Here is a 15,063-nt window from a genome sequence, read left to right on the forward strand (position 1 = left end):
CGAAAAACTCCACAAGATAACAATTCATCCGACAATTGTTTGGAATTTCGGGAAAGAACATGTAAATTTGCAGTATCAATACAAAAAACTTAGAGCATGAAGAAATACGATTACCTCATTGTGGGAGCTGGACTATATGGATGCACCTTCGCATACTTTGCCCAACAACAAGGAAAACGCTGCCTTGTGATTGACAAACGCCCACAACTGGGTGGAAACGTCTATTGCGAAAATATAGAAGGCATCAATGTCCACAAATATGGAGCACATATCTTCCACACATCCAACAAGAAGGTATGGGATTTCGTCAACTCATTTGTAGAATTCAACAGATACACCAATTCACCTATTGCCAACTACCAAGGCAAGCTCTACAACCTGCCTTTCAATATGAATACCTTCCACGAAATGTGGGGAATCAACACACCTGAAGAGGCTTTAAACATTATCGACGAGCAGAAACAGCAAGCCGTAGAAAAGATGAAAGCCGACGGAGTGACAGAACCTCGTAATCTGGAAGAACAGGCACAATTGCTTGTAGGCCGAGACATCTACGAGAAACTCATCAAAGGATATACGGAGAAACAATGGGGAAGAAAATGTACAGAACTGCCCGCATTTATCATCAAACGCCTACCTATCCGACTGACCTACGACAACAATTATTTCAACGACAAATACCAAGGTATCCCCATCGGAGGATACAACAAACTGATTGACGGTCTGCTTGAAGGCATCGACACCCAAGTCAACGAAGACTTCTTTGAAAATCGCGAAAATTGGGAAGCGCAAGCGGACAAAGTTCTCTTTACCGGAAGAATCGATGAATTCTACGACTTCCGATTCGGAAAGCTCAACTATCGTACCGTACGGTTTGAACATCAGACCTTAGACACTCCCAACCACCAAGGTAATGCCGTAATAAACTATACCGAACGCGACGTACCATACACCAGAATTATTGAGCATAAGCACTTCGAGATGTTCGGACAGACCGTATATGACCTGCCCAAAACAGTTATTTCCAAAGAGTATTCCACAGAATGGAAAGATGACATGGAGCCCTACTACCCCATCAACGACCAAGCAAATACTGCTGTTTACCTACAATACGAAACGCTGACAAAACAAGAAGCCAACGTGATGTTCGGTGGTCGTTTGGCAGAATACAAATACTACGACATGGCACCTATCGTGGAGAAAGTCATGAACTTGCCACTATTTGCCTCTGAAAGAGAATAGCAACTTAACTACAAAACTCAAAAACAACGGCTACATGATGTTGAGAATAGAAGCACCATTACTTCCCGTAGCCATTGCTTTGATAGTCGGCATCGTCATAGGCGAGTGGATAAAAGCCCCAATAGTGGTTTTCGCCGCAATGGCGGGAATACTTATCATAACACTCTTCCTCCGTTATCATCCCCGTTGGCAGACCACTACTATATTAATATGTGTAACGCTGTTCGGTTGCATCATACGACAATACCAAGAAAACAACATGAAAGTCTGGTGGCCGGAATATCCTGCAGAATGGCAAGCTGTAGTAATTGACGAACCGATAGAGAAAACAAAGACCATGACGGTTGATGTATTGCTGGCAAACTGCCGACAAAAGGTACGTTGCCATATTGCCAAAAGCAACGACAGCCAAGAAATATCCGTTGGCGACGGACTGATTCTGACAACACACATCCATGAGATTAGAAACAAAACATCCAATTTACACCATTCCACAACACGCCAAGACTCTAACAAGATCGCTTCTGATCATTTGAAACAACAAAATCATTCTAAAAACCAAAACCACAGCACCTTCGACTATCAACGATTTATGGCAAGCAGAGGATTCACAGGCGAAGCATACGTACGCCCCTTTGATTGGGACTGGGGAATTGTGGATATCAGCCACCTCTCACGCATCGAACGCCTACGGCTGCGCTTCATGACCTATCGCAGCATCCTGCTCAAGCATATCCAAGAATGGAAACTGGACAAAGCAACAGAAGGAGTCATCAAAGCCATGACATTAGGCGACCGCTCCGACCTCTCTCCTACCGTCAAAACCACCTATACTCAGGCTGGAGCCTCCCATATCCTCGCGCTGAGCGGCATGCACCTAACCATCATTTTCTTCATCATCAACCTTTTGATGAACTGGCGAAAAGCAGAACTCATTTCCCAAGCCATCATCGTGACCACATTATGGGCCTATGCCTTACTGGTAGGACTATCGCCAAGTGTCACACGTTCGGCATTCATGATATCTGTCTATGCCTTGCTTTCTGTTGGCTATCGTGACTCCGCCCCTATCAACACATTATCATTCACAGCCATTGTCATGCTAATAATCAATCCATTAGCATTATACGACGTCAGCTTCCAACTCTCCTACGTTGCCGTATGCGCAATACTATTAGGAAACAGTTTCTTTAAAAAAGTCATCCCCATCGAATGGCTCATGAACCATCGGATAGTCAAATGGATATGGGGCATAACCCTTGTATCCCTTGCAGCACAAATAGGAACGGCCCCTTTGGTGGCTTATCACTTCGGAGTTTTCAACCCCTGCGCCTTGTTGGCAAACTTCTTTCTTATACCCCTTGCCACCCTAACCATTATCCTCACCATCCTCGCCCTGACAACAATATGGTTTCCGTGGCTATCCGACCTATTTGTCATGGCCCTTTCGTTCGTGGTAAAAACCATGAACCACCTACTTCAATTAGTCACAGAAATACCATACAGCCACCTCAATTTTGAGCCTTTTAGTGTGGTTTTGACACTATTTATTTACATACTCATGGGATTTGCATTTATTTTATATATAAAATATCTTAAAATGCATTGTATTATCAAATAATTGTGTACTTTTGTAACCATAAAACAAAAAAAACAATATTAGTACTAAACAACAAATTCATTATGACAAGTAACAACATTCCTCAAGTCAAGCTCGGCATCGTAGCCGTTAGCCGTGATTGTTTCCCCATTGCGTTGTCAACACAGCGTCGTGAGAACATCGTTAAAGCCTACAAAGGCGAAGTTTTCAACTGCCAGACAACAGTAGAGAACGAACAAGATATGCTCAAGGCCATTGAAGAAGTAAAAACTGCAGGTTGCAACGCATTGGTTGTATTCCTCGGCAACTTCGGTCCTGAGACTCCTGAAACTTTGATTGCTAAGAACTTCGACGGTCCTTGCATGTTTGTCGCAGCAGCAGAAGGCGACGGCGACATGATCAACGGCCGTGGTGATGCTTACTGCGGTATGCTCAACTGCTCTTACAACCTTGGCATGCGCCACCTCAAGGGCTATATCCCTGAGTATCCTGTAGGTACAGCAGAGGAAGTGGCTCAGATGATGGCAGAGTTTGTTCCCATAGCTCGCGTCATCCTTGGTCTCAAGGGCTTGAAGATTATCACCTTCGGTCCTCGTCCTCAGGACTTCTTCGCCTGCAACGCTCCTATCAAGGGCTTGTATGAACTCGGCGTAGAGGTTGAGGAGAACTCAGAGCTCGACCTGCTCGTAGCTTACAAGAAGCACGAGAACGACCCACGCATCGACGCTGTATGCGAGGATATGGCAAAGGAGATGGGCGAAGGCTGCTACTATCCTACTCTGAGCCGCCGTCTGGCACAGTTCGAACTCACCCTGCTCGACTGGGCAGAGGAGCACAAGGGTTCACGCCAGTATGTGGCATTTGCCGACAAGTGCTGGCCTGCATTCCCAAGCCAGTTCGGTTTCGAGCCTTGCTACGTAAACAGCCGTCTCGTAAGCCGCGGTATTCCTGTTGCCTGCGAGGTTGACATCTACGGTGCTCTCTCTGAGTACATCGGTATATGTGCAAGCGACGATACCGTCACTCTGCTCGACATCAACAACTCAGTGCCTAAGTACATCTACGATGAGGACATCATCGGCAAGTATGGCTACAAGCTCACCGACACCTTCATGGGCTTCCACTGTGGTAACACTCCTCAGTGCAAGATGTGCTCCAACCGCAAGATCAAGTATCAGCTCATCCAGAACCGTCTGCTCGAGAACGGTGGCGAGCCTGACTTCACACGCGGTACTCTCGAGGGCGACATCGCAGCCAGCGACATCACATTCTATCGCTTGCAGTGCGACTCTCAGGGCAATCTCCGCTCTTACATCGCCGAGGGTGAAGTGCTCGATGTTCCCACACGTTCGTTCGGTGGTATCGGTATCTTCGCAATCCCCGAGATGGGACGCTTCTATCGTCACGTCCTCATCCAGAAGGGTTATCCTCACCACGGAGCCGTTGCCTTCGACCACGTCGGCAAGACCCTCTTCGAGGTATTCAAGTATCTCGGCGTGAAGGATATCGCTTACAACCAGCCTAAGTCTCTGCCTTATCCCACAGAGAATCCATGGGCATAATACGAAAGTAACATTTCCCAAATAAAATCAGCAACGGCTGCCTCCATATCGGATGGCAGCCGTTTTCTTTATTTCCAATCTTTAAGCCCACATCTACAGAAAGGCCTATAAAACAAAAATCATTTCTATATTTGGAAACGTCCCAGACAATAGTCATTTGGTTTCACATCAATATAACCACCTTTTCCACGCACATACTCCATCAACTGACTGAAGGTATGGTTCATGCTGAGCAAAGCAGGATTGCCAACCATAATCATATTCAACCGAGCACGAGTCATAGCCACATTGAGTTTGCGGTCGATAATCACGCCATTCTCTTCAAAAACATTATTGGTCAAGAAGTTGAGTTGATAGGGCTGATGAACAGTAAAACCATAAACGATATAATCGCGTTGACTACCTTGATAACGTTCCACCGTATCGATGGTAATATCGTGAAGGACGGAGATACCGTACTGATCGATTGCATTACGCACAGTTGAAATTTGGTTTCTATAGGGTACGATGACGCCAACAGTCGCTTCTGTAGAAAACGAATGTTCCGTCAGTTTATAGATCTGAAAAACCGTTGCAGCAATCATCCGTGCCTCAATAGCATTTGTTTTTACCGATGGAGACAGACGTGGACGTTCTGCTGCCACGAAAGCGATACGATGTGTTGCCAACATCTTGACAATACCATTATCGGAGTTCACTTGGAGCTGTGGCAACAACTGATGGCCGAGCGGCACTACATCGAGTTTGTCACCATAGAAGGCATGGTTTGGAAAATCGGCAATATCCCGATGCATACGTCCCTGTTTGGTAAGCATATAGACAAATCGTGAATCATAACCATCTGCGGTCTTGAAATGAGCCAGCAAGCGTTCAAACAACGAATTACGACAGTCTGTGAGATGAATATCATGTAGTATGGTTTCGCTGACAGCCGACTCTCTTTCCGATTGTTGCACAACAGCGGGCAACTGTTTGTGGTCACCAATCATTACGATGCGATCTATAGCTTCCTTAGGACCATCATGCGCACTTAGCAATCCTATGAGATGTGGTTCGAGAATCTGTGACGATTCGTCGATAATGGCCAGCGAGAAATGTTTGAGAGAGAAGATAGACAGACTGGCGTTAAATGCCGCTGTTGTACCACAGAACACCCTTGTAGTATCTATCAACCGTTTGACAGCATTTCCTGTTTTCTCCTTGACTTTATTGCTGAGCAGATAATCACAATACTCTTTGGCGCAAGAGAGTTCACTACCAATACGTATAAAATCGAAATCAGCATTCTCTTCACGTATTTCCACCAGTTTGCTGCATATCTCATCAACCGCTCTATTGGTATATGACAACAACAGCACGCTGGTACCTTCTTCCAACAATTCTTCCTTGAGGAGATTGACGAGTCCATAGGAAGTTTTTCCAGTTCCTGGCGGTCCGATAATCAAGAAGAGGTCGCGTGCTTGCTTTGCACGAAGAGTCAAGGTATTGAAGTTACCATAGTTGCCTTTCAACACACACGAAGTATCAATCTTAGGATCGCGTTGCAATAGAATCAGATCACGCCGACTTTTGGTCGCAGAAAGAAAACTATGCATACCGCTATATAATGCATTGGAAGATGATTCAAACATATCATGTTCTATCGCCCACCAATCATCTTGATGGTCATCAAAGATTCTGGGATTCTGGGCATAACGAAGTCGAAGACGTATCTGTTGCTCACCAATATCCTCGATGTTCGCCCTGATAATCATCTGCTGGCAGGCATCAGGCACCTGTTCTTTCTCATAACGATAGAGAATAACGATATCGCCCACACGGAAATTGGTTGCATCAGCCGACTCCGTGTCGTTGAACTTGAAAGTGACACTACAAACACCTATTTGATTACTCTCCATACTATCGATACTGAGGCTATCAAAAATATTTCCTGCCGCCTTTTTATCTTCAAGAGTGGCATGCCAGATATTGGCAAACCCAGAGTCCTCCTTTTCTCGGTTACCCACTTTTGAGAGGAGAGTCTCATTCTCGATAAATCGCATGAATCGAAGATAGTAAGCACGTTCAAGATCTGTAGCTCGTCCGATGGGATCAAGCAAGTCCGATAGTTCTTGCCGTGTATATCTCTCCCACAATCCTGTAGTCGACTTTTTGCTGTTTAGCTTATCGGGGGTGAGTTGGGTTAGGATATCCATACCTTCTTGGGCATACATAATTTCCGACCATGCGATCATATTACGTATCTTAATGGCACGCAACAGCAGTTCGGGACTTTGCGGTACCATGAGCAGACCTTTTTCATACTTGGAATAGAGCAGCATCAGATGTTTGAGTTGTTCGGCATATTTATTGAACTGATACTGAAAAAGTGCACGATACAGGATAATCTGTACAGCATGGCATTCACGAGCTCGTGGCACATCGGGATCATAACCAGGAGTATTATAGCCAACAAACTCGCCTTTTCCTGATTTCTGCTCTATAATGGTATATGTCCCATCCTTTTCATAGAGCAGGTCGAAACGACCTTGTATGCCGAGCACATCGCTGAAGAAAGTCGGTTCGAGCATGACATCATTACTGTTATATTCACCAATAGCCTGAGGCAAATCATGCCCAATGAGTTTATCGATATTCCGCTGTTGCACGGCAGCATCATTTTTAAACTGTGCGAAACCCTGCCTAACCTCGCTACAGGCTATCAGCGCCAACACATTATCTTTAACGAACTCACGGACACTCTCATCAACAGACACATGGCGACCATGAATGGTATCGTCAAGCATACGACCAGCCAGAAGGCCGAGATGGATGGCAAGTGTATTAGACTGTGGTTTGATTTTATTGATGAGGTTGACGACAGCCGACTCTGCATAAGTGGTGAAACAGTTGGCAATATTGGTGATATTGACCAGATAGTCAGGTTCTAGGATTATTAATTCTGGATAATATATTTTACCCCTATCGTCCTTACGGAGACGCACCAGATTGAGCTGTGCTCCATCCCATAAAGCATCTTTCAAATAGCCCCAATCAAACTTTCCCTCACGCGTCAATATTCTATTGTCTTTACCATAGCAAATCTTCAGCGTACTGTTGTTCATCTCTTCCGTTGCCCAGATATAATCATCGTCCCACCGTTCGACAACTACACGCATGACACGCTCATCGAATTTTCCCCAAGTGGTTTTTCTGTCAGCAATGGGGAAATACCGCTTTAACGATTCCGGCAACGGTTTCTTTCCACAGATATGATAGACCAACAATGCAGTTGCCTTGAGGTTATGAGGAAAAGCATCTGCCAGCTTCGACTCCGTAAGAATGCCCTTTCTGTTATATTCAGGGAAGAGTTCTTTTCGCGTCAACTGTATGAGCGATGCCACCCGATATGGTATCTGATATTCCTTGATACAATAGTCTAATTTTGCAAATGCTCCCACAAAGGCGATGCGGCAGTCAGCAATGCCCTGTTCCACAACACGTCGGAACACATCTCTGACCATATCATATCTGACATTGACGGGATCGGTAGTGGTGCATGCCTTTTCTAGCAGCAGATAGAACGATGAAGCAGTATCCGGACCTATGGTTTTTACTGCTGTATGGTTTTGCCCTACCTTTCGTTCCCATTTTTTCTGACTATATACCTTATATTTCATAATTTTGGCATTTCTTTCATATCCTTCGACGTGCAAAGATACAAAATCTATCTCACACGTCCTACAAATTGACAGGATATCATGACACAAGGAAACAAAAACGAAATAGAAAAGGTAGCCTTTCGCTTGGTTGTTTCAAAAGAATTGCTTATTTTTGCAAACACATCACAAAATCCCCCTAAGGATGTAATAGATTATCTACTAAAACAAACTACATAAACAAAATGACAAACAAGAAAAACATTTACCCATCCGGTGTCTTTAAGTGCATCATCATGGTCACACTGTTTCTGACCACTATAACAGTTGAAGCCAAAAAGAAAGCCACACCAGCCACATGGCCTGACGGAACTGTCATGGACGCATGGTTTACAAACAAAACAAAGATCAATCCGGAAACACTCGGCAGACAGTATATGGTTACTGACTACGGCGTGAACAACGACAGTACTATCGTACAAACAACAGCCTTGCAAAAGGTCATAGACAAGGCCGCCAAGGAAGGAGGCGGTGTGGTAGTTGTACCTGAGGGCACATTCCTCACCGGCGCTCTTTTTTTCCGTCAAGGCACACATCTGCATATAAAACAAGGAGGAAAGTTGAAAGGTTCAGACAACATCATCGATTTCCCTGTACTGACCACCCGCATAGAAGGAGAAACCTGCAAATACTTCCCTGCCCTCATCAATGCTGACGGACTCGACGGTTTCACTATCACAGGTAACGGCACTATCGACGGTAATGGTCTGCGCTACTGGCAGGCATTCTGGACACGTCGTTCATGGAATGCCAAATGCACCAACAAGGATGAGCAACGCCCACGACTGACCTATCTATCCAACTGCCGCAACGTTACCATTCAGGATGTGCGACTTATCAATAGTCCCTTCTGGACCAACCACATCTACAAAAGCGACCACGTGCGCTACCTCGATTGTTATATCTATGCTCCTACAAGTGGCATCTATCCTCCAGATCCGAAACGCGGTGCCCCCAGTTCAGACGCCATTGACATTGATGCCTGTACCGATATTTTAGTTAGCGGTTGCTATATGAATGTGTGTGACGATGCCGTGGTATTGAAAGGCGGAAAGGGAACATGGGCCGACCGTGACTCCACCAACGGTCCATGTGAACGCATTCTTATAGAAGACTGCCACTATGGTACTGTTCATGGATGTCTGACGCTAGGATCAGAATCTCTCCACGACCGCAACATCATACTGCGCCGTTGCCATACCGACAATGCCAACCGCGTGCTGTGGCTCAAGATGCGACTCGACACTCCTCAGCACTATGAATATGTGACGGTAGAAGACATTACAGGCTATTGCCGTCGGTTCCTATTCATCCACCCATGGACACAGTTCTTCCAAAAAGGAGACCGTGATCTGCCTCCATCCCGATGCAACAACATCTCCATGCAACGCATAAAGGTAGAAACACCAGATATGTTCGATGTGAAGCCATCCGACAAATACATCCTTGATGATTTCACATTTGACGGGAAACCCATGACATTCTAACAAAAAAACGACGGATGACCTATGACAGAAACAGCGGTCATCCGTCTTTCTTTTAAGAAAACCGTCATATCATCTACTGACTCAAGAAACCAAAGACAATGCAACAACAATACCACTTTGCCGTTGACCTCGGAGCAACAAGCGGACGCACCATCATAGGCGCCATTGCCAACGGCAAGCTACAACAAGAGGAACTGACACGCTTCGACAATCCGCTCATCACCACTGGCGGACATGTCTATTGGGACATCTTCGCCCTTTATCAGGAAATCATCAAGGGACTCACAACTGCTGCCAAACGACAACTCAACATCGTCAGCATAGGCATCGACACATGGGGTGTGGATTTCGTACTCGTGGGCGAAGATGATGCCATCATGCGCAATCCCCTATCCTATCGCGATCCATATACTATAGGACGCATGGAAGAATACTTGGAGCAAGTGTGCAGCAGACAACAAGTATATGGGACAACAGGAACACAATTCATGAATTTCAACTCGTTGTTCCAACTCTATGCCATGCGACAGGAAGGCAATGTAGCGCTAAGTCACGCCAAAAAGATTCTCTTCATTCCAGATGCCCTAACATGGATGTTGACAGGAACAAACATCTGTGAACGTACCATCGCATCGACATCACAAATGTTGAACCCAAGGACTGGAGACCTCGACCCCGCACTGTTAGAAACTGTGGCATTACAACGTAATCAGTTTGGCGACATCGTAGAACCAGGCACTATCGTAGGCCATTTGACAGAAGAGGTACAGCACCTCACTGGACTGGGATCCATACCCGTAGTGGCAGTAGCTGGACATGATACCGCCAGTGCCGTGGCAGCCGTACCTGCCACTGACAAGCACTTTGCCTATCTTTCCAGCGGTACCTGGAGTCTGATGGGTATAGAAACACCAGAGGCCATCATCAACGAACAAAGTCAGGCATACAACTTCACCAATGAAGGCGGTATAGAACATACGACACGTTTCCTCAAAAACATCTGTGGCATGTGGCTCTACGAACGCTGCAGAAAGGAATGGGATGAAGAGGTCAGACAGATGGGGCACGCCCAACTGCAGGCATTGGCCATGAAAGAGACACCGTTCCGTTCGCTCATCAATCCCGACGACAACTCGTTTGCCAACCCTTCAAGTATGACCACAGCCATACAGGAGTATTGCCACAACACCAACCAGCCCATACCGCAAACCCCAGCAGAGATCTGCCGTTGTATCTTCGATTCTCTGGCACTTCGCTACCGACAGGTATTCGGATGGCTGAAAGACTTTGCGACAAGTCCTATCCACGTGCTCCACATCATCGGCGGAGGATCACTCAACAAGCATCTGAATCAGATGACAGCCAATGCCATAGGCATTCCCGTTATAGCAGGACCGCAGGAAGGTACAGCCATCGGCAACATCATGATGCAAGCCCAAGCAACAGGAGGTGTGACTACTATCTGGGAGATGAGACGCATCATAGCCGATTCCATCGAGATGCAACGCTACGAACCTAAAGACAAAGACGCATGGGATGCCGCATACTCGAAATTCTTGAAAATTACAAAACAACAATAATAAAACTAACAAAACAATGAAAACAGATCTGATAGAAAAGGCTTATGCCGTAGCGAAAGAGCGCTACGCTGCCATCGGTGTAGATACAGACGAGGCTATTGCACTACTCGAAAAGCAACAGATTTCACTACATTGCTGGCAAGCTGACGATGTAGTGGGATTTGAGCGCAACGATGCCTTGAGCGGTGGCATACAGACCACGGGAAACTATCCAGGAAGAGCCCGAAACATTGACGAGGTCAGAAAGGACATCGAATTTGTAAAAACCCTGATAGCAGGAAACCATCGTCTCAACCTCCATGAAATCTATGGTGACTTCGGTGGAAAGTTCGTTGACCGTGACCAATGCGGTGTAGAACATTTCCAGAGTTGGATAGACTGGGCAAAAGCCAACAATATGAAGCTCGACTTCAACTCCACATCATTCTCACATCCCAAGAGCGGCAGTCTCTCGCTGTCTAACCCCGACCAAGCCATTCGCGACTTCTGGATAGAGCACACCAAGCGCTGTCGCCGTATTGCCGATGCCATGGGCAAGGCACAGGGCGACCCCTGCATCATGAACATCTGGGTTCATGACGGTAGCAAGGATGTTCCTGTACAGCGTAAGAAATACCGTGAACTGTTGGCTGACTCGCTCGACCAAATCATGGCAGAGAAACTCGATGGAGTGAAAAACTGCTTCGAAGCCAAACTCTTCGGTATCGGACTGGAATCATATACTGTAGGATCACACGACTTCTATACCGCCTACTGTGCTACCCGCAAACAGATGTACACCCTCGACACCGGTCACTACGAACAGACCGAGAACGTTAGCGACTTTGTATCGACCCTTCTCATGTACGTGCCCGAACTGATGCTCCATGTCAGCCGTCCTGTACGTTGGGATTCAGACCACGTGACCATCATGAACGATCAGACGCTCGACCTCTTCAAAGAACTGGTTCGCTCAGACGCGCTCGACCGTGCACACGTCGGCCTCGACTATTTCGATGCCTCCATCAATCGCATCGGCGCCTATATCGTAGGCACTCGCGCCACACAGAAATGTATTCTCCAGGCACTGCTTGAACCCAAAGCCCTGCTCCGTGAGTATGAAGACAACGGCCAGTACTTCGAGCGCCTTGCCCTGATGGAAGAAGCCAAATCAATGCCTTTTGGTGCAGTATTCGACTATTTCAACATGAAGAACAACGTGCCCGTAGGTGAAGAGTATATGGCCTGCGTGCAACAATACGAGAAAGACGTGACATCAAAACGCTGATATTTGTCACAGAGATAACACGAAAAATCACCCCAAACCGCCTCCCCCTGCATCAGAGTGAGGCGGTTTCACCTTATTTATATAGGCTGTTTTTGAAGAATACCACAAACATGGTATGCGGAATGCCCCATATAGGGTATTTCGGGTATGCAGATTTCGCCGTACCTTTGCAACGTCAATCAGACAAACAGGATGAAGCGACAGCATAACATTCCATCACCTGTTACAGAGAACGACACAAAATAAAAAACAATATAAACACAAAATAAAAAAGAAAGGAAACAAGTTATGAGCAACAACAAGAAACTTCACTTCGAGACACTCCAACTGCATGTAGGTCAAGAGCAACCCGATCCAGCAACCGATGCACGTGCCGTACCCATCTACCAGACTACATCATACGTGTTCCGCAACTCACAACATGCTGCCGACCGTTTCGGTCTGCGTGACGCAGGAAACATCTACGGCCGACTGACCAATTCAACCCAAGGAGTCTTCGAAGACCGCGTTGCCGCATTGGAAGGCGGTGTGGCAGGACTGGCTGTAGCCAGTGGAGCAGCTGCCGTAACCTACGCACTGCAAAACATCGTATTGAACGGTGACCACATCGTTGCTGCCGATAACCTCTATGGTGGTTCGTTCAATCTCATCACCCATACACTTGCCAACCAAGGTGTGACAAACACGATTGTCAATGTAAACGACCTTGATGCACTTGAAGCTGCCATTCAGCCCAATACCAAGGCAGTATATGCCGAAACCTTTGGCAACCCCAATGCCGATGTCACCAATATCGAAGCAGTAGCAGAAGTGGCACACCGCCATAACATCCCCCTCATCATTGACAACACCTTCGGCACCCCATACCTCATCCGTCCTATCGAACATGGAGCCGACATCGTCGTTCACTCAGCCACCAAATTCATCGGTGGACATGGTTCAAGTCTTGGCGGCGTGATCGTTGACGGTGGAAAATTCGACTGGAAAGCCAATGCCGATAAATATCCCACACTGGCCAAGCCGGATCCCTCATACCATGGTGCAGTATTTGCTGATGTTGCAGGAGCAGCAGCCTTCGTCACCCGCATCCGTGCCGTCATCCTTCGTGACACCGGTGCCACGATCTCTCCCTTCAATGCCTTCATCCTGTTGCAAGGTCTGGAGACGCTGAGTCTGCGCGTAGAACGCCATGTAGAGAACGCGCTGAAAGTGGTAGAATTCCTCAGCAAGCATCCCAAGGTGGCTAAGGTCAACCATCCTTCGCTCGCCTCACACCCCGACCACGAGCTCTACAAGCGCTATTTCCCTCAAGGCGGCGGCAGCATCTTCACCTTCGAGATTAAGGGTGACGAGAAAGACGCATGGAAGTTTATCGACTCACTGGAGATTTTCTCCCTCCTCGCCAACGTTGCCGACGTGAAGAGTCTGGTCATCCACCCCTATACCACCACACACTCACAGATGAGTCCCGAAGAACTGGCACAGCAGCACATCACCCCCAGCACCATCCGCTTGAGCATCGGTACAGAACATATCGACGACATCATCGACGACCTATCCCATGCATTCGACAAAATATAAACCGTAAATTCTAAATAACTATGGCAAGAATCGCAAAACAACTGACCGAACTGATCGGCCATACCCCATTACTCGAACTCACTAAGTTCTCTGCTTCCCATGGACTGCAGACCCCCATCATTGCCAAGGTGGAATATTTCAATCCTGGCGGCAGTGTAAAAGACCGCATCGCATTGGCGATGATAGAAGATGCCGAACAGCGGGGAATCCTCAAACCCGGTGCAACCATCATCGAGCCGACCAGTGGCAATACTGGTGTAGGCCTTGCATTGGTATCGGCAGTAAAAGGCTACAAACTGATCCTCACCATGCCCGAAACAATGAGCATCGAACGCCGCAATCTGGTGAAGGCATACGGAGCCGAGGTTCGGCTGACCAGTGGCAAGGACGGTATGGCAGGAGCCATCAAGGCCGCCGAAGAACTGCGCGACAGCATACCAGGCAGTGTCATCCTGCAGCAGTTTGAAAACGGTGCCAATCCAGCACGCCACTATGCCACAACCGGTCCTGAAATCTGGCAGGACACCGATGGAAAGGTAGATATCTTCGTAGCCGGTGTAGGCACAGGAGGAACCGTCAGCGGTATTGCCAAATACCTCAAGGAGCAGAATCCCAACGTAAAGATTGTTGCCGTAGAGCCCCTCTCTTCGCCTGTTCTCAACGGTGGTCAGAGCGGTCCACATAAGATTCAAGGCATTGGTGCAGGTTTCGTGCCCAAGACCTATGATGCCTCGCTGATAGACGAAGTGCTCGACATCGACAACGACGATGCCATCCGCACAGGTCGCGAACTGGCACAGCAGGACGGTCTTCTGGTAGGCATTTCTTCTGGAGCAGCAGCCTATGCCGCCTCGGTATTGGCCAAGCGCCCGGAGAACGCAGGGAAAACCATTGTCACCCTATTGCCCGATACCGGTGAACGATACCTCTCTACTGTGCTCTATGCTTTCGACGAATACCCACTATAAGCTTCATATTGACGTTATTTGATAAAAAAGAATAATAAAATTTTGTAATGTAACCTATTTTGGTTATCTTTGTGGCTG

General features: G+C 47.0%; 9 protein-coding genes. 8 read left to right on the forward strand and 1 reads right to left on the reverse strand.

What is annotated here, in order from left to right:
- Window positions 1-96: 96 nt before the first annotated feature.
- The 3 genes from glf (at window position 97) to CIK93_RS10900 (ending at window position 4,404) form a co-directional block, all read left to right on the forward strand.
- A complete protein-coding gene (glf, locus tag CIK93_RS10890; protein ID WP_094447381.1) occupies window positions 97-1,242 on the forward strand; it encodes a UDP-galactopyranose mutase in 1,146 nt (381 codons plus the stop codon).
- A gap of 34 nt (window positions 1,243-1,276) precedes the next feature.
- Window positions 1,277-2,863, forward strand: a complete 1,587-nt coding sequence (locus CIK93_RS10895; protein WP_094447382.1) for a ComEC/Rec2 family competence protein — start codon at window positions 1,277-1,279, stop codon at window positions 2,861-2,863.
- A 62-nt stretch (window positions 2,864-2,925) separates the two neighbouring features.
- On the forward strand, window positions 2,926-4,404 hold the full coding sequence (locus tag CIK93_RS10900; RefSeq protein WP_094447383.1) for an L-fucose/L-arabinose isomerase family protein: 1,479 nt from the start codon (window positions 2,926-2,928) through the stop codon (window positions 4,402-4,404).
- A gap of 125 nt (window positions 4,405-4,529) precedes the next feature.
- On the opposite strand, the gene CIK93_RS10905 is transcribed toward CIK93_RS10900, so the two are convergent.
- On the reverse strand, window positions 4,530-8,063 hold the full coding sequence (locus CIK93_RS10905) for a DEAD/DEAH box helicase (RefSeq protein ID WP_094447384.1): 3,534 nt from the start codon (window positions 8,061-8,063) through the stop codon (window positions 4,530-4,532).
- 275 nt (window positions 8,064-8,338) lie between these two features.
- Between CIK93_RS10905 and CIK93_RS10910 the strand changes: the two genes are divergently transcribed.
- From CIK93_RS10910 to cysK, 5 genes are all read left to right on the forward strand, one after another.
- Window positions 8,339-9,589: a glycoside hydrolase family 28 protein gene (locus CIK93_RS10910; RefSeq protein ID WP_254046336.1), complete on the forward strand. Its 1,251-nt coding sequence runs from the start codon at window positions 8,339-8,341 to the stop codon at window positions 9,587-9,589.
- A 98-nt stretch (window positions 9,590-9,687) separates the two neighbouring features.
- Window positions 9,688-11,169 (forward strand): rhamnulokinase family protein, encoded by a 1,482-nt coding sequence (locus CIK93_RS10915; protein ID WP_094447385.1) that lies wholly within the window; start codon window positions 9,688-9,690, stop codon window positions 11,167-11,169.
- 16 nt (window positions 11,170-11,185) lie between these two features.
- A complete protein-coding gene (locus CIK93_RS10920) occupies window positions 11,186-12,436 on the forward strand; it encodes an L-rhamnose isomerase (RefSeq protein WP_094390447.1) in 1,251 nt (416 codons plus the stop codon).
- Window positions 12,437-12,724: 288 nt separating this feature from the next.
- Window positions 12,725-14,017, forward strand: coding sequence for an O-acetylhomoserine aminocarboxypropyltransferase/cysteine synthase family protein (locus tag CIK93_RS10925; RefSeq protein WP_094439118.1), 1,293 nt, complete (start codon window positions 12,725-12,727; stop codon window positions 14,015-14,017).
- A gap of 20 nt (window positions 14,018-14,037) precedes the next feature.
- Window positions 14,038-14,985: a cysteine synthase A gene (cysK, locus tag CIK93_RS10930; RefSeq protein WP_094390445.1), complete on the forward strand. Its 948-nt coding sequence runs from the start codon at window positions 14,038-14,040 to the stop codon at window positions 14,983-14,985.
- The last annotated feature ends 78 nt before the right edge of the window (window positions 14,986-15,063 follow it).

The sequence above is a fragment of the Prevotella sp. P3-92 genome (genome assembly GCF_002251205.1).
Classification (GTDB): Bacteria; Bacteroidota; Bacteroidia; order Bacteroidales; family Bacteroidaceae; genus Prevotella.